General features: G+C 72.0%; 26 protein-coding genes and 1 riboswitch. Of the genes, 16 read left to right on the forward strand and 10 right to left on the reverse strand.

Translation table 11 applies throughout. The features are described 5' to 3' along the window. Positions 1-8: 8 nt before the first annotated feature. The 3 genes from AB5J73_RS05040 to AB5J73_RS05050 are packed head-to-tail and all read right to left on the reverse strand — an operon-like array spanning position 9 to position 3,669. Positions 9-1,016, reverse strand: coding sequence for an ABC transporter ATP-binding protein (locus AB5J73_RS05040; RefSeq protein WP_370968536.1), 1,008 nt, complete (start codon positions 1,014-1,016; stop codon positions 9-11). Beyond that, a complete protein-coding gene (locus AB5J73_RS05045; protein ID WP_370968537.1) occupies positions 1,016-2,641 on the reverse strand; it encodes an ABC transporter permease in 1,626 nt (541 codons plus the stop codon). Before AB5J73_RS05045 ends, AB5J73_RS05040 begins: the two co-directional genes overlap by 1 nt. Continuing rightward, positions 2,617-3,669, reverse strand: a complete 1,053-nt coding sequence (locus AB5J73_RS05050; RefSeq protein ID WP_370968538.1) for a thiamine ABC transporter substrate binding subunit — start codon at positions 3,667-3,669, stop codon at positions 2,617-2,619. The genes AB5J73_RS05045 and AB5J73_RS05050 overlap by 25 nt, the downstream gene beginning before the upstream one ends. Before the next feature lie 21 nt (positions 3,670-3,690). Then, a riboswitch (TPP riboswitch) is annotated at positions 3,691-3,798 on the reverse strand. Positions 3,799-3,830: 32 nt separating this feature from the next. Between AB5J73_RS05050 and AB5J73_RS05055 the strand changes: the two genes are divergently transcribed. The 3 genes from AB5J73_RS05055 (at position 3,831) to AB5J73_RS05065 (ending at position 4,487) form a co-directional block, all read left to right on the forward strand. Next, positions 3,831-4,115 carry a 4a-hydroxytetrahydrobiopterin dehydratase gene (locus AB5J73_RS05055; RefSeq protein ID WP_370968539.1) on the forward strand — a complete coding sequence of 95 codons (285 nt, stop codon included), beginning with the start codon at positions 3,831-3,833 and terminating at the stop codon, positions 4,113-4,115. Between the two features lie 76 nt (positions 4,116-4,191). After that, positions 4,192-4,320, forward strand: a complete 129-nt coding sequence (locus AB5J73_RS05060; protein ID WP_364453334.1) for a hypothetical protein — start codon at positions 4,192-4,194, stop codon at positions 4,318-4,320. 8 nt (positions 4,321-4,328) lie between these two features. Then, positions 4,329-4,487 carry a hypothetical protein gene (locus AB5J73_RS05065; RefSeq protein ID WP_370968540.1) on the forward strand — a complete coding sequence of 53 codons (159 nt, stop codon included), beginning with the start codon at positions 4,329-4,331 and terminating at the stop codon, positions 4,485-4,487. A gap of 44 nt (positions 4,488-4,531) precedes the next feature. Here the strand turns inward: AB5J73_RS05065 and AB5J73_RS05070 are convergent, their stop codons facing one another. Further along, positions 4,532-4,861 carry a hypothetical protein gene (locus AB5J73_RS05070; RefSeq protein ID WP_370968541.1) on the reverse strand — a complete coding sequence of 110 codons (330 nt, stop codon included), beginning with the start codon at positions 4,859-4,861 and terminating at the stop codon, positions 4,532-4,534. 120 nt (positions 4,862-4,981) lie between these two features. Here AB5J73_RS05070 and AB5J73_RS05075 point away from each other — a divergent pair, with 120 nt between their 5' ends. The 4 genes from AB5J73_RS05075 to AB5J73_RS05090 are packed head-to-tail and all read left to right on the forward strand — an operon-like array spanning position 4,982 to position 7,491. Beyond that, the gene (locus AB5J73_RS05075) at positions 4,982-5,350 is read left to right on the forward strand and encodes an SseB family protein (RefSeq protein WP_370968542.1); all 369 of its coding nucleotides are present in this window, start codon (positions 4,982-4,984) and stop codon (positions 5,348-5,350) included. A 31-nt stretch (positions 5,351-5,381) separates the two neighbouring features. Further along, entirely contained in the window at positions 5,382-5,723 is a 342-nt protein-coding gene (locus tag AB5J73_RS05080; RefSeq protein WP_370968543.1) for a hypothetical protein, read from the forward strand. Further along, positions 5,723-6,958, forward strand: coding sequence for a putative T7SS-secreted protein (locus AB5J73_RS05085; RefSeq protein ID WP_370968544.1), 1,236 nt, complete (start codon positions 5,723-5,725; stop codon positions 6,956-6,958). The genes AB5J73_RS05080 and AB5J73_RS05085 overlap by 1 nt, the downstream gene beginning before the upstream one ends. Further along, positions 6,922-7,491 (forward strand): hypothetical protein, encoded by a 570-nt coding sequence (locus AB5J73_RS05090; protein ID WP_370968545.1) that lies wholly within the window; start codon positions 6,922-6,924, stop codon positions 7,489-7,491. The genes AB5J73_RS05085 and AB5J73_RS05090 overlap by 37 nt, the downstream gene beginning before the upstream one ends. Positions 7,492-7,495: 4 nt before the next feature. On the opposite strand, the gene ychF is transcribed toward AB5J73_RS05090, so the two are convergent. Next, a complete protein-coding gene (gene ychF, locus AB5J73_RS05095; RefSeq protein ID WP_370968546.1) occupies positions 7,496-8,578 on the reverse strand; it encodes a redox-regulated ATPase YchF in 1,083 nt (360 codons plus the stop codon). A gap of 102 nt (positions 8,579-8,680) precedes the next feature. Here ychF and AB5J73_RS05100 point away from each other — a divergent pair, with 102 nt between their 5' ends. Next, positions 8,681-10,090: a DNA-3-methyladenine glycosylase 2 family protein gene (locus AB5J73_RS05100; protein WP_370968547.1), complete on the forward strand. Its 1,410-nt coding sequence runs from the start codon at positions 8,681-8,683 to the stop codon at positions 10,088-10,090. A gap of 6 nt (positions 10,091-10,096) precedes the next feature. On the opposite strand, the gene AB5J73_RS05105 is transcribed toward AB5J73_RS05100, so the two are convergent. The 3 genes from AB5J73_RS05105 to AB5J73_RS05115 are packed head-to-tail and all read right to left on the reverse strand — an operon-like array spanning position 10,097 to position 14,409. Next, on the reverse strand, positions 10,097-10,288 hold the full coding sequence (locus tag AB5J73_RS05105; protein ID WP_125312655.1) for a DUF1737 domain-containing protein: 192 nt from the start codon (positions 10,286-10,288) through the stop codon (positions 10,097-10,099). A gap of 21 nt (positions 10,289-10,309) precedes the next feature. After that, positions 10,310-13,261 (reverse strand): AAA family ATPase, encoded by a 2,952-nt coding sequence (locus AB5J73_RS05110; RefSeq protein WP_370968548.1) that lies wholly within the window; start codon positions 13,259-13,261, stop codon positions 10,310-10,312. After that, entirely contained in the window at positions 13,258-14,409 is a 1,152-nt protein-coding gene (locus AB5J73_RS05115; RefSeq protein WP_370968549.1) for an exonuclease SbcCD subunit D, read from the reverse strand. Before AB5J73_RS05115 ends, AB5J73_RS05110 begins: the two co-directional genes overlap by 4 nt. Positions 14,410-14,631: 222 nt before the next feature. Here AB5J73_RS05115 and AB5J73_RS05120 point away from each other — a divergent pair, with 222 nt between their 5' ends. Both AB5J73_RS05120 and AB5J73_RS05125 read left to right on the forward strand, forming a co-directional pair. Beyond that, complete coding sequence (locus AB5J73_RS05120) at positions 14,632-15,546, forward strand: DNA recombination protein RmuC (RefSeq protein ID WP_370968550.1); 915 nt, start codon at positions 14,632-14,634, stop codon at positions 15,544-15,546. Positions 15,547-16,089: 543 nt separating this feature from the next. Beyond that, complete coding sequence (locus tag AB5J73_RS05125; RefSeq protein WP_370968551.1) at positions 16,090-16,971, forward strand: DUF6542 domain-containing protein; 882 nt, start codon at positions 16,090-16,092, stop codon at positions 16,969-16,971. Positions 16,972-17,028: 57 nt separating this feature from the next. Here the strand turns inward: AB5J73_RS05125 and AB5J73_RS05130 are convergent, their stop codons facing one another. After that, positions 17,029-18,024, reverse strand: a complete 996-nt coding sequence (locus AB5J73_RS05130) for a 4-hydroxy-3-methylbut-2-enyl diphosphate reductase (RefSeq protein ID WP_370968552.1) — start codon at positions 18,022-18,024, stop codon at positions 17,029-17,031. Between the two features lie 151 nt (positions 18,025-18,175). Here AB5J73_RS05130 and AB5J73_RS05135 point away from each other — a divergent pair, with 151 nt between their 5' ends. The 6 genes from AB5J73_RS05135 to AB5J73_RS05160 all read left to right on the forward strand — a co-directional run bounded on the left by AB5J73_RS05135 (position 18,176) and on the right by AB5J73_RS05160 (position 22,656). After that, the gene (locus AB5J73_RS05135) at positions 18,176-18,913 is read left to right on the forward strand and encodes a lipid droplet-associated protein (RefSeq protein ID WP_370968553.1); all 738 of its coding nucleotides are present in this window, start codon (positions 18,176-18,178) and stop codon (positions 18,911-18,913) included. Further along, on the forward strand, positions 18,910-20,145 hold the full coding sequence (xseA, locus tag AB5J73_RS05140) for an exodeoxyribonuclease VII large subunit (RefSeq protein ID WP_370968554.1): 1,236 nt from the start codon (positions 18,910-18,912) through the stop codon (positions 20,143-20,145). Before AB5J73_RS05135 ends, xseA begins: the two co-directional genes overlap by 4 nt. Then, positions 20,142-20,540, forward strand: coding sequence for a hypothetical protein (locus AB5J73_RS05145; RefSeq protein WP_125312649.1), 399 nt, complete (start codon positions 20,142-20,144; stop codon positions 20,538-20,540). The genes xseA and AB5J73_RS05145 overlap by 4 nt, the downstream gene beginning before the upstream one ends. Further along, positions 20,537-20,764: an exodeoxyribonuclease VII small subunit gene (locus AB5J73_RS05150; RefSeq protein ID WP_155541053.1), complete on the forward strand. Its 228-nt coding sequence runs from the start codon at positions 20,537-20,539 to the stop codon at positions 20,762-20,764. Before AB5J73_RS05145 ends, AB5J73_RS05150 begins: the two co-directional genes overlap by 4 nt. Before the next feature lie 84 nt (positions 20,765-20,848). Beyond that, positions 20,849-21,898 carry a class II fructose-bisphosphatase gene (gene glpX / locus AB5J73_RS05155; RefSeq protein WP_370968555.1) on the forward strand — a complete coding sequence of 350 codons (1,050 nt, stop codon included), beginning with the start codon at positions 20,849-20,851 and terminating at the stop codon, positions 21,896-21,898. 8 nt (positions 21,899-21,906) lie between these two features. Beyond that, positions 21,907-22,656, forward strand: a complete 750-nt coding sequence (locus tag AB5J73_RS05160; RefSeq protein WP_370968556.1) for a trypsin-like serine protease — start codon at positions 21,907-21,909, stop codon at positions 22,654-22,656. A gap of 1 nt (position 22,657) precedes the next feature. Here the strand turns inward: AB5J73_RS05160 and AB5J73_RS05165 are convergent, their stop codons facing one another. Beyond that, on the reverse strand, positions 22,658-23,647 hold the full coding sequence (locus tag AB5J73_RS05165; RefSeq protein WP_370968557.1) for an NAD(P)/FAD-dependent oxidoreductase: 990 nt from the start codon (positions 23,645-23,647) through the stop codon (positions 22,658-22,660). Between the last annotated feature and the right edge of the window lie 21 nt (positions 23,648-23,668).

Genomic DNA, 23,668 nt, shown 5'->3' on the forward strand with positions numbered 1-23,668 from the left:
GGCGGGCGTCAACCGACGAGCGCGACGCCGTCCGGGTCGAGCTCCACCCGCACCGCGTCGCCCGCGCGCAGGTCCGACGCCGCCGGGGCCACCGCGTCCACAGTGGACTCCGCCAGGCGCACCACGAGCCGGACGTGCTCGCGGCGGTGGACCGCGGCCACCACTTCGCCGGCCACGCCTTCGGCCGCGACCCGCAGCGCGTGCGGCCGCAAGCCCAGCCGGACCGGGCCGTCGGCGACGTCCGGGAGCGCGACGTCACCGAGGGACGTGTGCACGTGCCCGTCGGCCGCGACGCCGTCCACGAACGTCGTCACGCCGAGGAACCGGGCCACGTCGTCGTCGGCCGGGTTGCGCCACACGCGCAGGACCGCGCCCTCCTGCCGGACCTGCCCGGCGTCGAGCACCGCGACCCGGTCGGCGAGCGTGAACGCCTCTTCCTGATCGTGCGTCACCAAGAGCGCCGTTATCTTGCTGCGCCGCAACAAATCCGCGAGGTCGATGGCCAGCTGCTCGCGCAACCCGGCGTCCAACCCGGACAGCGGCTCGTCGAGCAGCAGCAGCCGCGGCTTCGGCGCGAGCGCCCGAGCCAGCGCGACCCGCTGGGCCTGACCGCCGGAAAGCTCGGTAACGCGCCGCTTTTCGAAGCCGGTCAGGCCGACCAGCGCCAGCAGTTCGGCGACCCGCGGTGCCCACTGCGCGCGGGGAACGCCGTGCATGCGCAGGCCGAAAGCGATGTTCGCGGCGACGTCGCGGTGACCGAAGAGCTGGCCGTCCTGGAACACCAGCCCGAACCCGCGCTTGTGCACCGGCACCGCGCCGAGGTCCTCGCCGTCCCAGCTCACCGAGCCGCGCGCGCCCGGTTCGAGCCCGGTGATCGCGCGCAGCAGCGTCGACTTCCCCGACCCCGACGGGCCGAGCAGCGCCAGCACCTCGCCGTCGGCGATGTCCAGCCGGGCGTCGCGCACCGCGGCGAACGATCCGTAGTGGACGGTCAGGTCCCGCACCGACAGCGCCATCAGAACTCCCCCACCCGGCCGCGTCCGAGCCGGTCGATCAGCGCGACCGCCAGCACCGTCACGAGCATCAGCAGCGCGCACGCGGCGTACGCCATCTGGTTGTTGAGCTCCCCCGGCCGTCCCATCAGCGACGCGATCGCGACCGGCAGCGTCGGCGCCGTCGGCCGGGCGAGGAAGCTGGTCGCGCCGAACTCGCCGAGCGCCACGACGAAGCCGAACCCGGCGGCGGCGACCAGCGGCCGCAGCGCCAGCGGCAGGTCGATCTCGCGCCACACCCGCAGCGGGCTCGCGCCGAGCGTCGACGCGGCCTGCCGCAGCCGGACGTCGACCGAGCGCAGCACCGGCAGCACCATCCGCACGATCAGCGGCGTGATCACCAGCGCCTGGGCCAGCGGGACGAGGTAGGGCGACGTCCGCAGGTCGCCAGGCAGCGCGTCGAGCGTGACCAGGTAGCCGAAGCCGACGGTCACCGCGGACACGCCCAGCGGCAGCATCAGGACGGCGTCCATCGTCTCGCCGAGGCCGCGCGCGGACTTCGCGGGTGAGCGCCGCAGCGCCACCAGCACCACGGACGCGAGCACGCCGACCACGGTCGCGAGCAGCGTCGCGTCGATCGCGACCTTCAGCGAGTTCACCGCGGCGTCCCAGCCGGACACCTGCAGCGCGCCCTTCTCCCCGGTGCCACTCAGCGCGCGGTAGCCCGCGAGGCTCCAGCCGTCCTCAGTGGACACCGACTCGGCGAGCAGCGCGACGATCGGCGTCAGCAGCAGCGCCAGGACGACACCCGCGGCGCCGACGCCCCACCACTCGCCGCCACGCGGCCGCCGTGCGCCGCCGGAACCGGTTTTGGCCCCCTCCTTGCGCCGCCGGGCCAGCCCGCCGAGCACCAGCGCGGCGACCACGGCCGCGAACTGGATCAGGGAAAGCGCCGCCGCGCCCGAAAGGTCCAGGAGGTCGACCGTGCGCAGGTAGATCTCGGTCTCGAGCGTCCGGTACTTCGCGCCGCCGAGGATCAGCACGACCCCGAAACTGGTGGCGCAGAAAAGGAAAACCACGGCCGCGGCGGACGTGACCGCCGGGGCCAGCGCGGGCAGCGTCACCGAGCGGAAGGCCCGCCACGGGGACGCGCCGAGCGCGCGGGCGGCGTCGGTCGTCCGCGAATCCAGCCGCGCCCACAGCCCGGCGACCGTGCGCGCGACGACGGCGACGTTGAAGAAGGCGTTGGCGAGCACGATCGGCAGCACGCCGCCGTCCGGCCAGAGCGCGCGGAACGCCAGCCCGACGACGACGGTCGGCAGCACGAACGGCACCAGCACCAGCGTCCGCGCCAGGCCGACGCCGGGCAGCTTCACCCGGGCCAGCAGGAACGCCACCGGGAGCCCGGCCACCACCGCCACCAGCGTCGACGCGGCCGCGCTCGCGACGGTGAACCCGGCCAGCTGCCAGGTCCGCGCGTCGCCGAGGACGACGTCGAGGCCGCCCGCGGCGAACCCGCGCCCGACGATCGCCAGCACCGGCCAGGCGAAGAAGACCACCAGGAAGCCGATCGGGGCCAGCCCCAGCAACGCCAGGCCGAGCCCCCGAGCCTGCCTTGGCGGGGCTACGACTGCACGAGCGTGCGCCATTCGCCGATCCACTTCTCCCGGCCGGCCTGCACCTGGTCCGCCGTCAGCGTCTGCGGCTTCTGCGGCAGCGGCGCGACCTGCGCCCAGCCCGCGGGCAGGTCGACGCCCTGGCGCGCCGGGTAGACGTACATGTTGGCCGCGACGGTCGCCTGGAACTGCTGCGACAGCAGGAAGTCGACGACCTTGCGCGCGCTCTCGGTCTGCTTGCCGCCGGCGAGCACGCCGGCGTACTCGACCTGCCGGTAGCAGGTGTCGAGCAGCGCCTTGGTGCGCGGCTTCCCGTCGTCCCCGACCTCGGCGGCGGGCGAAGACGCATACGACACGACGATCGGCCGCGGTCCCTTGCCGGAGGAGCCGGAGAACTCCTTGGTGTAGGCCTCTTCCCAGCCGCTGACGACCTTGAGGCCGTTGGCCTTCAGCTTCGTCCAGTAGTCCTGCCAACCGGCCTCGCCGTACTTCGCGATGGTGCCGAGGAGGAAGGCGAGCCCGGGCGACGCCGTGGCCGGGTCCTCGGCGACGAGGAGGTCCTTGTACTTCGGGTCGGCCAGGTCGTCGTAGCTGGCCGGCGCCGGGATCCCCTTGGTGGCGAAGTAGTTCGCGTCGACGTTGACGCAGACGTCCCCGACGTCGACGGCGGACAACCGGTGCTCGGGATCGACGGCGTACCGCTGCGGCCCGCGGTCGGCCTCCGGGCTGGTGTAGGGCTCGAAGACGCCTTCCTTGAGCGCGCGCGAAGCGAAGGTCGAGTCGACGCCGTACGCGACGTCGCCGACCGGGTTGGCCTTGGTGAGCACGAGCTTGTTGGTCAGCGATCCGGCGTCGCCCTGCTTGAGCACGGAGATCTTGATGCCCGACTGCTTCTGGAAGGCGTCGAGCACCTCCTGCGGCGCCAGGAAGGAGTCGTGCGTCACGAGGGTGACGGTGGGCGTCTGCTGCGTGCCACCGTCGCCGTCCGACAGCGAGCACCCCGCGGCGACGACGCTGACGACGGCGATGGCCGTCGCCGCGCGAACAGCCCTGCGTTTCATCTACCCCTCCTGCACTTCGCCGGACGAGGAGGGAAGCCCTCCCTTCGCCGGCATGATCCGGTCAGGTGCGAACGGTCGCGGGGTGACCCGCCTCTCAGCCCGGCTGACCGGACTCCCGTGGCAACCGTGCAGCGTAGTCCAGGACGGACGACCATGGAGACATGACGGAAATCTTGAGCGACTCCGAGGCCGACGGACGACTGGGCGCGAGCTGGACCAGGTCGGGTGCGGTGATCTCCCGCGAGGTGGAACTCGCCTCGTTCCCCCAGGCGATCGAGGTGGTCGACCGGGTGGCGGTGCTGGCCGAGGCGGCCGACCACCACCCGGACATCGACATCCGCTGGCGCACCCTGACGTTCCGGCTCTCCACCCATTCGGCGGGCGGCCTGACGGCGAAGGACTTCTCGCTGGCTTCACAGATCGACTCGGTGCTGTCATCGCTGTGATCTCGGTTACGCTGAGTGCACTTTTTCGCGGTTTCGACGTCTCTCGGTAAACGACTTTTGCTAGGAGAGACGGGTCATGACGCAGGCGATCGTGGTCGGCACAGCAGCATTCGCAACGATGGTGGCAGCAGCAGGCGGCGTCCTCTGGTTCACCGCCCGGGGCCGCCGTCACCCGGATGCCGGTGAGTTCGATCACAGCCGCTAACGAAGGGCATGATCAGCGCGCTGAGCAGGGCGGAAGCATCGATTTCGACCCTGGGAAACGCCATGAACAGCACCGCCGCCCTCACCCCCGCGCAGCGCGCCTGGATCAACGCCCTCGCCCCCGCGGTGGTGCTGATCGCGATTGCCCTGATGGGCCTGCTCGGCTGAGTACGTTCGCGCCGTCGCTCTGATCATCGGAGCGACGGCGTCTTTCATCCGACCCGGATCTGGTCCGGCGCTGGGAACGCGGCCGGGGGCTCGTCTTCGACGGTCCAGTACTCGAGGCAGGAAAGCCGGCCTTCGTCGACGAACACGATGAGCCCGCCATCCGGCACGTCGGCTTCGACCGCAGCCCGCTCCGTGATTTCGGCCGTCGGCGTGGCGTCGTCGACCACGAGGCAGACGGTCGGGCACCCGCAGCCGCAGCTCCCGCTCACCTGCGCGGTGGCGGCTTGCACTCGCAGTTCGACCGCGCCGGGGAAGTCACCGGCGAGTAGGACGTCGAGGACCGCGCGCTCGTCCGGGGTCAGCGAACGATTCAAGTGTCCTCCATCTACTCATCAGCCTTCGTGGAATTGCCACGAACTTAGTACTTGGGCCATTCGCTCACGCCCAGTAATCTCGTGGATGTGGATCGTGAGGGGAGTGCCGCAGAAGCCAGGTTGGCCGTCCTCGCGCAGCAGATCTGGCACGGCAGCCGCGAGCCAGGCGACTTCATGGACGCGTTCGCGAGCACGGTGGTGTACGCGCAGCGGCCGGAGTCACCCGCTCTACTGGTGACCGACCTCGGGGAGCGGGGCCGGTGGATGGTCGTGTTCACCACTGTCGAGAGGCTGGCCGCGCACGCGGGCGAATGCGACTGCTTCACCACGACGGGGGCGGATCTTCTGGAACTGGTACCGCCGGGTGTGGGTCTGATGGTCGACCCCGACGATACGCACCGGTTCCCCGTGCTGTCGCGGATGGCACCACCTGAGGTGATCGCACGAGCATGGGTTCAGGCCGACCGGCGGCGACATCGGACGGCGTAATCACCTGACGCGAGCCACGGGGTGCGGAGCGGTGGATGGTCCAGGCTTCCACGTCGACGTCGACGTGCTGGAGAGTGCGTCGAAGAACATGAGCGCAGTAGTGCACGACCAGAGCAGTTTCGAGTTACGCGGGTTGTGCGGTGAGTCCCGGCTGTACGGCCATAACGGTGTTCACGAGGCCCTGGCGGAGCTGTGCGCGAGGTGGAGCGTCGGACTGGATGCGCTGTCCGACCGGGCCGGTGATCTCGGCGACCTGCTGGGCCAGGCCGCCGCTGCCTACCGCGCGGTCGAGCACGACAACACCGCGTCCTTGAAGTCCGATCCCGGTTGGGGCGCGGTCACGCCCGACGAGCCCACGATCGGTGGCGTGTGATGGCAGAGCTCGGCCAGACCGACGATCCGAAGTCCTTGGTGCCCGGCGACCCGCCGGCGGTGTTCGAGAACGCCCGGGTGCTATACGAGCGCGCCAAGACGGCACACGCCGTCGGCGAGGCGCTCAAGCGGATCGACACCGGAGCATGGCAGGGACCGGCCGCGAACAAGTTTCACGAGGATCATCAAACCGAAGTACCCCGCTGGGGCCAGGCCGGCGACTCCTTGGACAACGCCGCCTCGGCGCTGACCGACTTCGCGAACTGCCTGTCCTGGGCACAAGGGCAGGCAGCGGAAGCCATCGCGCGGTGGGAAGAGGGTGACAACGCCACGCGGCAAGCCAGAGCCGATCACGACCGTGCCACCGCCGATGCCGAAGCCGAAACCAGGGCCAACGCACAAAGGGGCGATCCGACCGTGGTGCAGGCACCGCCGTTCGTCGATCCGGGCGAGCCCCAGCGTCAGGCTGCCCGGGACATCCTTGGCCGCGCCCGTCAGCAGCTGGCGAACGTCGGCGGCCTGACAGCCGATGCCTTGCGCTACGAGGGAGCCGCAGCGCCACAAGACTCGCGAAAGCAGGCTGACGCGAACTTTTTCGGCGGTATTTGGGACAGCATCAAGGGCGCCGGAGAAGGCCTGTACCAGGTTCTCGCCGATCCGGCGGAAGTGGTCGCGGCGATGGCGCACAACATCGCGCACCCGGTCGACACCTTCAAGGAGATGGTCGCTTGGGACGACTGGGCGAATGGGCACGGCGACCGCGCCTTGGGCAAGATCACCGGCAACGCGCTGGTCGGGTTCAGTGCGTTCGGCCTGGGAAAGGTGATCAAAGGTTCGCCTCGGCACGGCGAGCACGAACCAGATTCGGAAAATGGACTCCCGCGAGAGGGCGGATCCCCGGACGCGCCCACCAGCTTCGCCCCGGCCGACGTATCGCGAGTGAAGGAGCACCTGTCACGCCCCGGCCTCGATCACTTCGGACCGAACGATGTGATGCTGGACAGGATCGGCAAGGCCCTCGCGGAGGGGAAGCCCCTGTCCGAGGCACAAACCAACTTCATGCGCCACGAAACGCTCGAGGCGAAGCTGATGGATGGCGGAATGGGCTACGACGATGCGCACGCCGAGGCGCTGCAAACGCATCCTCCCGGCAAGAATTATGATCCCGACGTGATCGACCAGGAGCCCCTGTTCGGTCCGTGGTGGCGGAAGATGAACGGGTTGGGACCGCGATGACGATCGTAGAAGTGGAAAAACACGGGATCGTCGCGATCGGCGAAGGTGATCACCCCGCGACCTACCAAGCCGCGGACTGGCTGTGCTCGTCCCGCCCGGCCATAGCTGCCCCGGCCGTCCCTCTCCGCCTGCACGTCGAAGTCCTCCGGCGGTTCGGCGGTCTCGCTCCACGCGCACTTCTCGGCGGACAATTCGTGCCCGGCCAGGACCACGAAACCCGGTTCTCGGTAGCCGTGGCTCCCTTCGGGGTCTTCGATGCCGACGAAGCGCCAACGTGCCCGAGCGTTCTGTGGAAGCAGCCCTTCACCGTCGGCCTGCCCGGCGAGTTCGCCTCGGCGGTCGCCGACGCGCTCGGCGACGGGCCCGGACTGCCGACCGGGACGCTGACGATCGACCGCGCCGGCTTCGACCTGGTCAACTCGTCCGAGATGATCTTCGGGCAAACCGCGGCCGCGCTGAAAACCGCCGTGGCCGCGCTGCTTTCGGGTCAGGACGTCGACGCCGCGGTCAGATCCCTCGTGAGCAGTTGGTGACCCGTCACACGTTGAAGCGGAACTCGACCACGTCGCCGTCGGCCATGATGTAGTCCTTGCCCTCCATGCGGACCTTGCCCGCCGCGCGCGCCGCCACCATCGAACCCGCCGCCATCAGGTCGTCGTACGAGACGATCTCCGCCTTGATGAAGCCGCGCTCGAAGTCCGTGTGGATCACGCCCGCGGCCTGCGGGGCCGTCGCGCCCTGGGGGATCGTCCAGGCGCGGGACTCCTTGGGGCCCGCCGTCAGGTACGTCTGCAGGCCGAGCGTGTGGAAACCCGCGCGGGCCAGTGAGTACAGGCCCGGCTCCGGCTGGCCGACCGACTCCAGGAGCTCGCGGACCGACTCCTCGTCGTCCAGTTCCAGCAGCTCCGCCTCGACCTTCGCGTCGAGGAACACCGCGTCCGCGGGGGCGACCAGCTTGGTCAGTTCCTCGCGGCGGGCGTCGTCAGTCAGCACCGACTCGTCCGCGTTGAAGACGTACAGGAACGGCTTCGTCGTCAGCAGGCTCAGCTCGCGCAGCGCGTCGAAGTCGACTTCCTTCTGGGCCTGGAAGAGCGTGCGCCCGGCGTCGAGGATCTCCTTCGCCTTCTGGGCGTTGTCGAGCGCGGGCTTGTTCTCCTTCTTCGTCCGCGCTTCCTTCTCCAGCCGCGGCAGCGCCTTGTCCAGGGTCTGCAGGTCGGCGAGGATCAGCTCGGTGTTGATCGTCTCGATGTCGCTCGACGGGTCGATGCGGCCGTCGACGTGCACCACGTCGGGGTCGTCGAACACCCGGATGACCTGGCAGATCGCGTTGGCCTCGCGGATGTTCGCGAGGAACTTGTTGCCCAGCCCGGCGCCCTCGGAGGCGCCCTTCACGATGCCCGCGATGTCCACAAAGGACACAACTGCCGGGACGATCTTCTCCGACTTGTGCAGCTCGGCCAGCTTGTCCAGCCGCGGGTCCGGCAGCGGCACCACGCCGACGTTCGGCTCGATCGTCGCGAACGGGTAGTTCGCGGCGAGCACGTCGTTGCGGGTCAGCGCGTTGAACAGGGTGGACTTGCCGACGTTGGGCAGGCCGACGATACCGAGGGTGAGGCTCACGACCCCGCAGTCTACGTGTCTCCCCCGGTCCGGCCCCACGCACCCAACGCCGCGTCGGATTTCCGCCAGCCGCGGCGCTGACCTGCTGGCATGCTCGAATCCATGGTCACGACAACCGAGGCGCCGGCGCTCTGGCGCGACGTCGAACGCTGCTACCGCGTGGTCACCGCCCGCGACTCGCGCTTCGACGGCCAGTTCATCATGGCCGTCCGCACCACCGGCATCTACTGCCGTCCGTCGTGCCCGGCGTCGACGCCCAAGGCGCAGAACGTCCGCTTCTTCCCGACGTCGGCGGCCGCGCAGGCCAACGGCTTCCGCGCCTGCCGCCGCTGCCTGCCCGACGCCGTGCCGGGCTCGCCGGACTGGAACGTGCGCGCCGACCTCGCGGCGCGGGCGATGCGGCTGATCTCCGACGGGACCGTGGAGCGCGAAGGCGTCCCCGGGCTCGCGCGCCGGCTCGGCTACTCGGAACGCCAGCTCGGCCGGGTCCTCACCGCCGAACTCGGCGCCGGCCCGCTCGCCCTGGCCCGTGCGCACCGCGCACACTCGGCGCGGCTGCTCATCGAGCTGTCCGAACTGCCGCTGACCGACGTCGCGTTCGCGGCGGGTTTCTCCAGCGTGCGGCAGTTCAACGAGACGATCCGCGAAGTGTTCGCGACGACGCCTTCGCAACTTCGCGCCTTCGCGGCTTCACGACGCGGGCGGCACAGCGACGTGAGCGGGACGCGGCTCAGCCTGCGGCTGCCGTTCCGGCCGCCGTTCGACGCCGACGGGCTGCTTCGGTTCTTCGCCGACCACGCCGTGCCGGGCGTCGAGGTCGTCACCGCGGAGTCCTACGCCCGCAGCCTGCGGCTCTCCCACGGCACCGGCGTGGTCCGGCTGACGCCGCAAGCGGATCACGTGCGCTGCGAGCTGGTGCTCGCCGACCTGCGCGACCTGGGCAGCGCCGTCAGCCGGGTGCGCCGGCTGCTCGACCTCGACGCCGACCCGGCGGCGGTCACCCGCGTCCTCGGCGCCGACCCGGCGCTGGCGCCGCTGGTCGCGGCGGCGCCCGGCATCCGGGTCCCGGGCGCGGTGGACGGCGAGGAGCTGCTGCTCCGCACCTTGCTCGGCGACCAGGTGCCCGGCTCGCCCGGCGAGGAGATCCCCGGCGAGTGGGGCGTGACCCGGCTCTTCCCGGCCACGGCCCGCATCGCGGCCACCGGTCACCCGGTCGCCACCGCGCTGGCCGAGGGGCGGCTCGACCCGCACGTCGGCCGGGACGCCGCCGACCTGCGGGCGGAGCTGCTGGCGTGCCCGGGGATCGACGCGTCGACGGCGGACTACGTGCTGATGCGCGTCCTCGGCGCACCGGACGTCCTGCTCGCCGAGGACGCCGCGGTCCGCCGCGGCGCCGAGGTACTGGGCATCGCCCCGGAGTCGCTGCCGCGGCACGCGCGGAAGTGGACCCCGTGGTGCTCCTACGCCGGGAGGTACCTCCAGCGCGCGGCGACGGGACTCGCCGTCAGCTGAGCCGCGTCAGCCCTGCTCGCCCTGCCACAGCAGCGCCTGGGCCACGATCACCTGGTCTCCGTCGAACGTCGCCGCCGGCGAGCCGTGCAGGCGGTAGCCGAGTTCGAGCGCCTCGCTGACGCGGTGGCAGAACTTCGCGTCGTCGGGGCCGGTGAGCAGGCGGTAGCGGGGCAGGCCGTTCGGCGGCTGGTCCGTCATGGCTTCATCTTGTCCGAGCGATCAGCCGGCGCGCACCTCCAATGTCGAGCCCGTGCGGGACTTGCGGACCCGCAGCCGCGTCGGGATGCGCTGCCGCAGCTCCTCGACGTGCGAGACGAGCCCGACCACCCGGCCCCCGGCGCGGAGCTCGTCGAGGATGTTCATCACGACGTCGAGCGTCTCGGCGTCCAGCGTGCCGAAGCCCTCGTCGACGAACAGCGTGTCGAGCAGCGCGCCGCCGGTCTCCCCCGCGACGACGTCGGCCAGCCCCAGCGCGAGGGCCAGCGACGCGAGGAACGACTCGCCGCCGGACAGCGTCTTCGCCGGGCGGATGGTGCCCGAGTAGTCGTCCAGCACGTCGATGCCGAGCCCGCCGCGGGTGCCGCGCGCCCCGGCCGCGTCCGAGTGCACGAACGAGTAGCGCCCCTGGCTCATGGTGCGCAGCCGGTGCGTGGCCGCGACCGCGACTTCCTCCAGCCGCGCCGCCAGCACGTACGACCGCAGCGACATCTTGCGGCTGTTCTGCCCGCGTCCGTTGACGACCTCCGCCAGCGCCCGCAGCTCGGCGTACGCCGCTTCGGCCGGCGCCAGCCCGGCGAGCGCCTTCCGCAGCAAGCCGGCCAGCCGGGTCAGCTCCTCGTGCTGCGCGGTGGCCGCGCGCAGCGCCGCGTACGCCGAGTCGGCCCGCGCTCGCGCCAGCTCGGCGGCGTCGGCCGCGCGGTCGACGTCGGCGACGTCGTCCGGCGAGATCCCGAACAGGTCGGGCTCGGACAGCAGGGCCCGCGCCCCGGCCGCCGTCGCCTCGGCCTCCGCGATGCCCTGTTCGAGCTTCTCGATCTGCTCGTCCGGCAGCATCGCGGCCCGCGCCTTCTTCAGCGACGTGAACCCCTTCGCCTTGACCGCCGCCTCGACCAGCGTGCGTTGCTCGGCCACGCGTTCCCGGGCGCCGGTGACCGCCGTCCGGGCTTCGGCGACCGCTTCGAGGGCTTCGGCCAGGCCGATCAGGTGCCCCCGCCGGGTCGCGACGTCCGCGAACTCGCCGCGTCCGGCGACCAGCCGTCGGTCACGCTCGGCCAGCCGTTCTTCGAGGGCCCGGACGTCGGTCGTCGCCTCGGTCGCCGCCTGCTCGGCCTGGCGGCGGCGTTCGGTCCGCGCTTCGAGGTCCCGTTCCAGGAGGACGACCTGCTGCCCCAGCTTCGCCTTCCCAGCCGCCTGTTGAGCCAGCACCGCGACCGTGGCGCGAGCCTCCGCCAGCTCGGTGGCGATCGACTCCGCGGTGCGCCCGGCCAGCCGTTCGAGCAAGCCGGCCAGCCGCGCTTTCGCTTCTTCCAGCGCGACCACCACCCGCTGCCGCACCGCGTCCGCCGCCTGCTCGGCTTCTTCGGCGGCGCGCTCCTCGGCCGGGTCGACCAGCTCGGCGTCCCGGTTCGCGGGCGACGGGTGTTCGGCCGACCCGCACACCGGGCACGGCGCACCCTCCGGCAGCGCGGCGGCCAGCTCGGCCGCCATCCCGTCGAGCCGCCGCTCCCGCAGGTCGAGCCGCCGCTGCCGGGCCGCCTGGTGCGTGTCGATCACCTCGCGCAGCTTCGCCTCGCCGCGCCCGACCTTCGCTCGCGCCTCGGGCAGGTCGGCCGCGTCGCGCGCCGCGGCCGTCAGCTCCTCGACCTTGGCGCGGGCTCCGTCGAGCTTGGCTTCGGCTTCGGCCGCTTCCAGGGCGTCCGCGCGCAGCTTGGCCAGCTGACCGGGGATCGCGGCCAGCTCGGCGGTCAGCTGCTCGGCCTGCTGCTGGGCCGTGACGGCGGCCAGCTTCCGGTCGTCGCGCCGCATGACGTCGATCTGCTGCTGCTCGGCTTCGGCGACCAGCTCCGCGACCGCTCCGGCCTCTTCCCGCGCGGTGGCCGCCCGGGCCTTCAGGTCGCCGGTCGCGCGCGTGCCGAACTCCCGCAGGTGCCCGCCGCAGGCCTTCTCCGCCTGCTCGGCCTCGGCGAGTTCGGCGGCCCGGCGGTCCAGCAGGTCGGCCTCGACGGCGACCCCGGCCGCCCGCCGCGCGGCCGCTACCTCCTGCGCCCACTCGGCCCGCTGGGGCGCCTGCTCGGTGATCTCCAGGAGCCGCAGGTGCGCGGTGCGGACCCGCCGGATCTTCTCCGCGCCCGCGCGTTCTTCCTGCAGGTAGGCATCGGCGCGCTGGGCGGCCGACCGCGTCCGTTCCGCCTCGGCCGTGACCTGCCCGACGCGTTCGCCCGAGGCGGCGAGCACGCTGCCGACCCAACCGGCGACGTCCGTCTCCGGCGGGTCCTGCTGGGCTTCCTGCGCGTACCTGGCCAGCAGCTCCCGCACGTCCTGCTGCCGGCTGTCCAGCTCGCGGCCGCGCTCGGCGCGCAGGTCGGCCAGCCAGCGTTCGACGTCGGCGAAGCGCTCGGTGCCGAACAGCCGCTCGAGGAGCTTCTCGCGCTCGGCGGTGTCCGACCGCAGGAACCGGGCGAACTCGCCCTGCGGCAGCAGCACCACCTGGAAGAACTGCGCCGCTGTCATCCCGAGCAGCCGCTCGACGGTGCGCGCGACCTCCTCGATCCGGATCAGGCCCTCCGGGGCCAGCCCGGCGGGCGCGGTGCCGACCCAGCTCAGCGACACCCGGGCCTGCTGGGTGGTGGTGCCTTCGCCGCGCCGCTTCGGCCGCTGGTACTCCGGGTTGCGCACGATCTTCAGCCGGTGCCCCTGCACGGTGAGCTCCAGCGCGACCTCGGTGACCTGGTCGGGGTCGGCGAGGTCGCAGCGCAGCCGCTTGGCTTCGTTGCGAGCACCGGGCACCACGCCGAACAGCGCGAACGCGATCGCGTCGAGCAGCGTCGTCTTGCCCGCACCGGTTTCGCCGTGCAGGAGGAAGAGACCGTCGGCGCCGAGCACGTCGAAGTCCACCACTTCGCGTGCGCAGTACGGCCCGAAGGCTTCGACCTCCAGCCTGTGCAGCCTCATTTCGCGAGGGCCCCCCGGTCGGCCGCTTCCAGGGCCTTGAAGAGGAGCTGCTCTTCGCTCTCGGTCGGCGGGGCGCCCCGGCAGTCGTCGAGGAAGCTGCGCGAGATCTCGATGTCGGACCGGCCGCGGACGGCGTCGGAGTAGCGCAGCGGGGCGCCGTCGTGGCCGCCGGCGGGCTCCCACTCCAGGTGCACCGCGTACGGGAAGCGCTCGCGCAGGCGCCGCATCGCGTCGACCGGGCGGACCCGGTCGGTGACCGTGACCGAAAGGAAGTGGCCGAGGTGGACCTCGTGCGCCGGGTCGTGCAGGAGGTCCTCGATCTCGCCGGTGATCGTGGCGAGCGCGCGGGGCACCGGCAGCTCGTGCCTGCGCACTTCGCCGAGGCCGCCGGCGTCCAGGTCGACGAGCCAGACCGATTTCCGTTGGCGCGCTTCGGAAAACGAGTACGCCAGCGGGCTGCCGGAGTAGCGGAGGTGCTCGGCGAGCGTCTGCGGGCCGTGGAGGTGGCCCAGGGCCACGTAGTCGACGCCGTCGAAAACGGAGCCGGGCACCTGCTCGACGCCGCCGACCGCGATCGTCCGCTCGGAATCGGTCGGCTCGCCGCCGGTGACGAACGCGTGCGCGAGCACGACCGACCGCGTGCCCGGCCGGTTCGCGAGGTCCGCGCGGATCCGGCGCATGGCCTCGGTGAGCACGCCGGTGTGGCCGCGCGCCTCCGGCACGCCCAGCGCGTGCCGGGCCGGTTCCGGTTCCAGGTAAGGGATGCCGTAGACGGCGACCGGCCCGTGGTCGTCGTCGAGCAGCACCGGTTCGGCCAGCCCGCCGACGGTGGTGCGCAGGTGCAGGCCGCCCGCCGCGGCGAACTCCGCGAACGCGCCGAGCCGGGGCGCGGAGTCGTGGTTGCCGGGCGTGACGACCAGCCGGGCGCCGGCCGCGCGGATCCGGGCGACGGCCGCGGTGGCCACCCGGACGGCTTCGGCGGAAGGCACCGCGCGGTCGTAGATGTCGCCTGCCACCAGGACGGCGTCGATCGCCTCGCCGGCCACGAGGTCGGCGAGGTGCCCGAGCACCGCTTCCTGTTCCGCGAGCAGATCGGCGCCGTGGAACGTGCGGCCGATGTGCCAGTCGGAGGTGTGCAGGAATCTCACGGTGGTCAAGGTACGACCCGCCTCCGACGAAAACCCGGAGGCTCGCCGCCCGCTCACTCGAACGTGTGTACTAACACGAGCGTGCCGGATCGGACACGCCCTGCGTGGAATCGATGTGTTCGCAGGTCAGCTACCCAGAGCGACGATCCGGGTGCGGTTTTTGTCGGTGGGGTCCGCCATGATGTCCCCGCGGTCCGATTCCGGCCGGAGGGAGGAGACGAAGTGGCGACAGTGCTGACCACCGCGGCGATCGTGCTGGCGGTCCTGCTGCTCGTCGCCGTCGCGGTGCTGTGGCGGCTGTACAACGACGGGATGCGCCGGGCGGACGCGGCGGCCCGGCTGGTGGCGGCCGAGCGCGCGAAGGCGGATCAGCAGCAGCTCGCGCTGCGGCGCTACGAGGTGGCGTTCGCGTCGATCAGCGGCCGCGGTGAGCTGGGCGAGCAGGTGCTGGTCGAGACGGCGCGCGCGCTCGGGCTGCGCGAAGACCTCCACTTCACGCTGCAGACGGACCTCGCGGGCGGCGGCGCGGCGAAACCGGACATGGTGCTGCGCGTGGGCGGCGGCCGCACGGTGCCGGTAGACGCGAAGGCGAGCATGGCCACGTGGTCGGAGGCGGTGGAGACCGACGACCCGGACGAGCGGATCGACGCGTTGCGCGCGCACGTCCGCCAGATCCGCTCCCGAGCGGCCGAGCTGGCGGGCAAGGGCTACCAGCGCTGGGCGGACGCGATCTACGGCACGATCATGTTCGTCCCTTCCGACGCGGCGGTGGTCGCGGCGATGGACACGGACCCGGAGCTGCTGCGCTGGCTGATCGACCGGCGGGTGTTCCTGTGCGGCCCGACGGGCTTCGGCGTCCTGGCCTCGGCGGCTCTGTTCGCGGCGAGCGACCGCACGCTGGAGGCCGACGTCGAGCAGGTGCGAGCGGGCGCGGCGGCCGCCCATCGCGCGGCGGGTGGGGCCGTGGAGGCGCTGAACCTGTCGAGCACGCACCTCCAGCGCTTCCTGTCGGCCCGGCGACGGGAGCTGGAGGCGCTGGAGACGTTCCGGGCGACGGTGGCGCCGTTGTCGGAGGCGTCGGGCAGTCCGGCGCCGGTCCCGACGGTGCGGAAGGGGGACGAACTGGCGGCGAGCTGAGAGATCTTGCGACGCGGCCGGGGTGGCGACGGTACGGCTTCGGACTGCTTCTGAGGGCGGGCCGGTTGCGATCGGTGGCGCGAGCTGTCTCGGTCGGGCGGCCCTGCGGCCACGGGGCGCGCGAGCCACCGGGACCTCACGGCCACGGTCGGCGACCAACGCGCGCCGGGCAGCTCCGCAGCGACAGCCGGCGGTACGAGCCACGGCGAGCCCGCGGCAACCGAGCCGCACGGCGAGCCCAGCCGACCCGGCAGCACGACACCGGACCAGTCGGCCTGCGCACCGGAGCCCCGAGGGCCGACATGCCTGCTCGCTCACCGCTCGACCAGGCACGATCGGTGCCCGCGCGAGCCCCAAGCGAGCCGCGCGGAACCGGACCACGCGACTCCGCGACCGGTTGCCTGAGCACTCGTGGCGAAGGTCGTCATCACCCTTACCGTCCGCTTCTCCGCGGCCGCCGGGTCATGCCGGCGGGTGGCTGTAGGCCCACGTCGGCGGCGGTGCTGGCAAGATCTTCACAACCACGAGATACGGTGTTGCCCTGTGACCGCGATTCGCGATCGCCAGAGCGATCCAGATGCCGACGACGTCCCCGTGCCGTGGGATGAGCGTCCTGTCGTCGGTTCGAGGCGCGGACTGCCCTGGTGGGCGGCGGTCCTGGTCGGCCTCGTCCTGGCCGTCGTGGGCGCCCTCCTCGGCAAGCCGAGCCAGGCGAACATCCCGGTGGTCTTCATCGTCTGCTACATCGCCGGGGCCGTGATCGCGGTCTGCGCGGTGCGGCGGCGGGGCCTGTTCGGGCCGATGGTGATGCCGCCGCTCGTGCTGGCCGTCACCGTGCCCGGCGTGATCCTGCTGACCTCCGGGTCGCAGGGCGACGACCTCCTGTCGAAGGCCCTGAACATCGGCAGCCCGCTGATCAACAGCTTCCCGATGATGGCCATCACCACCGGCATCACGCTGCTGATCGGGTTCGTCCGCATCGTCCGCGAGCGCGACCCGGACGCCCCGAAGAAGGTCAAGGCCGACCGGCGCCCCGCGGAAGACGACGACGAGCAGCCGCGCCCGAGCCGGCCGCGGCCGGCGAACCGGACCGGTCAGACGCCCGTGCCGCCTCGACGTGGCCGGGACGGCGAACCGCCGCGGCGGCCGCGGCCGCCCGCGGAGGGTGACCGCCGTGCGCCGCGGCCGCCCGTCGACCGCGACCCGGGCACCCGGGGTACGCGGAAGCCGCCGCCGGCGAACCGGCGTGCGCCGCGGCCGGACGACGCCGACCCGCGCCGGCGTGAGCCTCGCGGTGACGCTCCTCGGCGTCGGCCGCGGCCGCCCGCCGAAGACGGCCGAGACGCTCCGCCGCCTCGACGGCCGGCCGGGGGCCGGGGCGCGCCGCCGCGGCGGAACCGTCCCTGGGACGACGAAGAACGCTGAACAGCTAAAACGGCGGTTGCCTCCCGAGGGGGCAACCGCCGTTCTTCGTGCCGGACCTCAGACCTTGCGCAGTTCCTTGGGCGGCGCGAAGGTGATCTTCTCGTTCGCCGTCGTCACCTCGTCGACGTCGCCGTAGCCCCGCTCGGCCAGCCACTCCAGCAGCTGCATGACGAGCTCGTCCGGCACCGACGCCCCGGACGTCACGCCCACCGTCGTCACCCCGGACAGCCACGCCTCGTCGACCTCGTGCGCGAAGTCGACCAGGTACGACGCCCGCGCGCCCGCCTTCAGCGCCACCTCGACCAGGCGCTTCGAGTTGGACGAGTTCGTCGACCCGACCACCAGCACGAGGTCGCACTCGGCGGCCATCGCCTTGACCGCGACCTGGCGGTTCGTCGTCGCGTAGCAGATGTCGTCGCTCGGCGGGTCCGCCAGACCCGGGAAGCGCTCGCGGAGCTGGTCGACGCGCTCCATCGTCTCGTCGACCGACAGCGTCGTCTGGGACAGCCAGATCACCTTCGACGGATCGCGCACCTCGACCTTGTCGACGTCCTCGGCCGTGTCGACCAGCTGGACCTTGTCCGGCGCCTCGCCGGCCGTGCCCTCGACCTCTTCGTGGCCTTCGTGACCGATCAGCAGGATGTCGTAGTCGTCCTTCGCGAACCGGTTGACCTCCTTGTGCACCTTCGTCACCAGGGGGCAGGTCGCGTCGATCGTGCGCAGGTTCCGGTCCGCGGCCTCCTGGTGCACCATCGGCGAAACGCCGTGGGCGGAGAACACCACCAGCGCGCCCTCGGGCACCTCGGAGGTCTCGTCGACGAAGATCGCGCCGCGCTCGCGCAGCGTCTCGACCACGTGCTTGTTGTGCACGATCTCCTTGCGGACGTACACCGGGGCGCCGTAGACCTCGAGGGCCTTCTCGACGGCGATCACCGCCCGGTCCACGCCGGCGCAGTAACCACGCGGTTTGGCGAGCAGCACCCGCTTGCCGGAGGCGGTTCCGGTGATCGTCGGGGTACCCGCGGGCTCGATTCCGGGACTCGCTGAACTCATGGCACCCAGGGTACGGGCAGCCCGGAGCCGAACTCGAAGTCCCTTTCGGGTGAGCTTCGTCCCCCTTCCGAGCTGTGCCCGGGGTCACGCAACGCGCCCGAGTCCACCCTTTCGGTTGGGCAGGATGGCGGACATGCGGCAGGCTAGACGCATGAAGCCATTCCCGCTCCCCCTCCGGGTCGCCGCGGGCCTCGCCGTCTCCACCGCCGAGCGGGTTCGTGACCTCCCCCGCCAGCTCGCCGGGCTCCCGGTGACCGTGGTCAGCCAGGTGCTGCAGGCCTCCATGCGAGTGCAGCAGCACGTCACCGAGCTGGCGATCAAGGGCGACAACGCGCTCTCGAGCCTCCGCCCGGTCGAGGACACGCCGAGCTGGGCGACGTTCGACGAGGACGTCGACGTCACGCCTCAGCGGCCGAACCTGACGCCGGTCGCCGACGTGCCGGAACCCCGTTCGGAACTGAACGGTCACCCTGGGTCACTGTCCGACCTCGAAGCGGAACTGGGTGATCCCTGGGCCGACGAGGAACGCGCGCTCGCGGAGGACCACGCCGACGGCGAAAACGACGCCTCGGAAGACAACAAGCCGCAGCCGGGCACGCCCAAGCTCGACAAGAAGGCCAAGGGCGAGGTCCCCCGGACCAGCGCGGGCGGGTACGAGGGTCCGGCCGGGCTGACCGGCTACGACCAGCTCACCCTCCCGCAGCTGCGGGCCCGGTTGCGCCAGTTCTCGATCCCGCAGCTCGAAACCATCCTCGACTACGAGCGCGCGCACGCCGACCGTTCGTCGTTCACCGGGATGCTGTCCCGCCGGATCGCCAACGCGCGCAAGGCCGAACGAGCCGGGGCCGAACCGCCCGAAGAAACCGGCGACGACGCGGAAGGCCAGTGACCGAAACCGAAGCGAGCACCGCCGAAAAGCCGTGGCCGGTGCGCACGGTCGCCCGAAAGATCGGCGACTGGATCCACCGCCTCGGCGCCGTCTGGGTCGAAGGCCAGGTAACGCAGGTCAGCTCCCGCCCGAACACGCAAACGGCGTTCCTCACGCTGCGCGACCCGTCGGCGGACGTCTCGATGTCGGTGAGCTGCCCGAACTGGCTGATCCGCGAGATGGAGCCGCCGCTGCGCGAAGGCGCGAGCGTGGTGGTGCACGCGAAGCCGTCGTTCTTCTTCGGCCGCGGCACCATCAGCCTGCGCGCCGACCAGATCCGCGCGGTCGGCATCGGTGAGCTGCTGGCCCGGATCGAACGCCTCAAGAAGCTCCTGACCGCCGAAGGCCTCTTCTCGGCCCAGCGCAAGCGGCCGATCCCGTTCCTGCCGAAGGGCGTCGGGCTGATCACCGGCCGCGCGTCGGCGGCCGAGCGGGACGTCCTGGCCAATGCGCAGGGGCGATGGCCGCACGTCCGGATAAAGGTGCTCAACACGGCCGTGCAGGGCTCGCAGGCGGTGCCGCAGGTCATGCGCGCGCTGCGGATCTTCGACGCCGACCCCGACATCGACGTCATCGTCATCGCCCGCGGCGGCGGCAGCGTCGAGGACCTGCTGCCGTTCTCCGACGAGGCGCTCTGCCGCGCGGTGTCGGCCACGGGCACGCCGGTGGTCAGCGCCATCGGGCACGAACCGGACACCCCGCTGCTCGACTACGTCGCCGACCTGCGGTGTTCCACGCCGACCGACGCCGGCAAGCGGATCGTCCCGGACCTGCGAGAGGAGACCGACCGCGTCCGGCAGATGCGCGACCGCGGGCGCCGCGCCCTGCACGGCTGGGTCGACACCCAGGCGCGGCTGCTGAACCAGATCCGCAGCCGCCCGTCGCTGGCCGACCCGCTCGGCCCGGTCCAGCGCCGGCAGGACGACGTCGAGGTGCACCGCGAACGCGCGCGCCGCGCCATGCTGACCCTGCTCGCCAAGGACCAGGCCGAGATCGCGAGCGCGCGGGCCCGGCTCACCGCGCTCGGCCCGGCCGCGACGCTGGCCCGCGGGTACGCGGTCGTGCAGTTCGTCGACGCCGAAGGCAACCTGCAGGTACTCCGCTCCGTCTCCGAGGTCGAGGCCGGTGCCCAGCTGCGCGTGCGCGTGGGCGACGGCGCGATCGGCGCGGTGGCGGAAGGGGCCAAGGAGTGAGAGCGACGTTCCTCCCGCTCACGGTGGACGCGGCCCGGCGCCTGGGCGCGCGGCCACTGCTGGACCAGGCGGTGCGCACCGACCGGGCCGCCGCCGAGTGCTGGACGGCGCTGCTCGCCGGCTGCCACAGCGCGGGCCGCCGCGACCTGGGCCCGCAGCTGCGCCGGCTGTCCGAAGCGACGTCGATGCAGGTCGGCTCGCGCTGGTGGTTCGCCGAGGGGGCCGGGCACCGCAAGCGCGTGGCCGGCGCGCAGGAAAACCTCGAAGAGGCGATCGCGGACGGTGACGGCCAGGAGTTCGCCCTCGCCTTCGTCGGGTACGACCACGCCATGGCCAGCGCGGTAGTGTGCGCGAACAGCGTGGAAGCCCGGAAGGTCGGAGAGCACCGAGCGTGAGTGAAGCAGCCAGCGAGGAACTCGGCTACGAGCAGGCGCGCGACCGCCTCGTCGAGGTCGTCCGCGAGCTCGAGGCCGGTGGCCTGTCCCTCGAGCAGTCGCTCGCGTTGTGGGAGAAGGGCGAGAAGCTCGCGAAGGTCTGTGAGCGCCATCTCGAAGGCGCGCGCGAGCGCATCGAGGCTGCTCTGGCGTCCGTGGAGGACGAAACCGGCGACGGTCAGTGACGTTTGCCATGCCTTCGGCACCGGGAAAGCCCGCGGGTATCTGACAGACTGTTGACCCGCCAGTTCCACGATCCGGGAGGCCTGATGTCCACCGAGCCGCGTCGTCGTGAAGCACCCGACCGCAACCTCGCGATGGAGCTGGTCCGGGTGACCGAAGCCGCCGCCATGGCCGCCGGTCGCTGGGTCGGCCGCGGCGACAAGATCGGCGGGGACGGCGCGGCCGTCGACGCGATGCGCCAGCTGGTGTCGACCGTGTCGATGCGCGGTGTCGTCGTGATCGGCGAGGGCGAGAAGGACGAAGCCCCGATGCTGTTCAACGGCGAAGAGGTCGGCAACGGCGACGGGCCGGCCTGCGACGTCGCGGTGGACCCGGTCGACGGCACCACGCTGATGGCCAAGGGCATGCCGAACGCGCTCGCGGTCCTCGCGGTCGCCGAGCGCGGCGCGATGTTCGACCCGTCCGCGGTGTTCTACATGGAGAAGCTGGCCGTCGGGCCGGAGGCGGCGGGCAAGGTCGAGCTCGGCGCGCCGATCGCGGAGAACATCCGCCGCGTGGCCAAGGCGAAGAACAGCAGCGTCGGCGACGTCACCGTGTGCGTCCTCGACCGGCCGCGCCACGAGCAGCTCATCAAGGAGATCCGCGACGCGGGTGCGCGGATCCGGTTCATCTCCGACGGCGACGTCGCGGGCGCGATCGCCGCGGCCCGCCCGACCACCGGCGTCGACATGCTGGTCGGCATCGGCGGCACCCCCGAGGGCATCATCGCCGCCTGCGCGATGAAGTGCCTCGGCGGCGAGTTGCAGGGCCGGCTGTGGCCGAAGGACGACGCCGAGCGCGAGAAGGCCATCGCCGCCGGGCACGACCTCGACCGCGTGCTGCTGAACGACGACCTCGTGACCGGCGACAACGTCTTCTTCTGCGCCACCGGCGTCACCGACGGCGACCTGCTGCGCGGCGTCCACTACCGCGAGGGCGGCGCGACGACGCAGTCCATCGTGATGCGGTCCAAGTCCGGGACCGTCAGAATGATCGACGGTTACCACCGGCTCACCAAGCTGCGGGCGTACTCCTCGGTCAACTTCGACGGCCAGCTGGACGCGCCCGACGACGACGTCGTGCCCCCGCTGCCGTAAGGAGATCCGTGCCCAGGCGACTGCTGGTCCTGCTGGTTCTGGTGTTCGCCCTGGTCCCCGCCACCGCGTCGGCCGACCCCGCCATCGTCGGGGGCGGCGACGCCGATCAGCCGTACCCGTTCGCGGTGTCGCTGCACTCCTCGACGGGCAAGCTGTTCTGCGCCGGGGCGCTGATCGCCCCCACCTGGGTGGTCACCGCCGCGCACTGCGCGTTCGACAAGTCCCCGTCCGCGGTGTCGGTGCGGGCGGGGACGAACGACTCCGGTGAAGGCGGCGAAGTCGCCAAGCTCGCCGCCATCGTCGTGAACCCGGCCTTCGACACCCAGAGCCCGGCGGGCGACATCGCGCTGCTGCGGCTGGCAACGCCGGTGAAAGCGGCGCCGGTCGGGCTGGCGACGGCCGCGGCACCGGGCACGGCGACCCGCATCCTCGGCTGGGGCCAGACGTGCCCGAAGCTGAACTGCGGCCAGATCCCGAAGACGCTGCAGCAGCTCGACACGCACATCGTCGAAGGCGCGAAGTGCACGTCGGTGTTCGACGGCACGGCCGAGCTGTGCACGGACAACCCGGGCGGCAAGTCCGGCGCGTGCTTCGGCGACTCCGGCGGCCCCGAACTCGTCCGCGACGGCGACCACTGGTCGCTCGCCGGCGTCACCAGCCGGCCGGGCAACAACGACCCGGAATGCGCGACGGCGCCGTCGATCTACACGTCCGTGGTCGCGTACGCGCCGTGGATCGCGGAGAAGACGAAGGCCTGACCTACTCGGCGTTGCTCGAATGCCCGGGGAACAGGTGGGCCTCCGGGTCGAGCAGGACGGCGATGTTGTTGACGGCGGTCGCGGCCTCGCCGAAGCCGGTCGCGATCAGCTTGACCTTCCCCGGGTACGCGGCGACGTCGCCGGCGGCGTAGACGCGTTCGCGCGCGGTCGCCATGGTCGAGTCGACGGCGATGGCGCGGTGGTCGATCTCCAGCCCCCAGCTCTCGATCGGCCCGAGGTCGGCGGTGAACCCTAGCGCCGCGACGACGGCGTTGGCCGGCAGCCGCTCGTCACCGGTGCCCTTGACCGAGACGTCGACGGCTTCGAGCGCGCCGCTCTCGTTTTCGACGAACCGCGTGACCTCGGCGTCGGTGATGATCCGGGTGCCGAGCTCGCGCGCCTGCCGGACGATGGACTCGGCGGCGCGGAACTTGGCGCGGCGGTGCACGAGGGTCACGCTCGCGGCGACCGGGTGCAGCGCGAGGATCCAGTCGAAGGCCGAGTCCCCGCCGCCGACGACCACGACGTGCTGCCCGGCGTGCGCCTGCAGCGACGGGACGAAGTGGACCATGCCGCGCCCGAGCCAGCCGTCGCCGGCGGGCAGCGGGCGCGGGGTGAACTCGCCGATGCCCGCGGTGATCAGGACGGCGCCCGCGCGCAGCGTCTCCCCGCCGTCCAGGGTCAGCTCGACGCCGTTCCCGAGGGTCTCGAGCTTCTCGGCCTTGCGCCCCAGGAGGTACTTCGGCTTCCACGGCGCGGCCTGCTTGACCAGGCCGTCGACGAGATCGCGCCCGCGGACCTCGGCGAACCCGCCGACGTCGTAGATCATCTTCTCGGGGTACATCGCGGTGACCTGGCCGCCGGGCTCGGGCAGCGAGTCGACCACCGCCATGGAGAGGCCGCGGAACCCGGCGTAGTAGGCGGCGAACAGGCCGGTCGGGCCCGCGCCGATGATCACGAGGTCGTAGGAGTCCCCAGAAGCTTCAGTCATGCTCGCTCCAGCCAGTGGTGG

The sequence above is a fragment of the Amycolatopsis sp. cg9 genome (genome assembly GCF_041346945.1).
In the GTDB taxonomy this organism is placed as follows: Bacteria; Actinomycetota; Actinomycetes; order Mycobacteriales; family Pseudonocardiaceae; genus Amycolatopsis.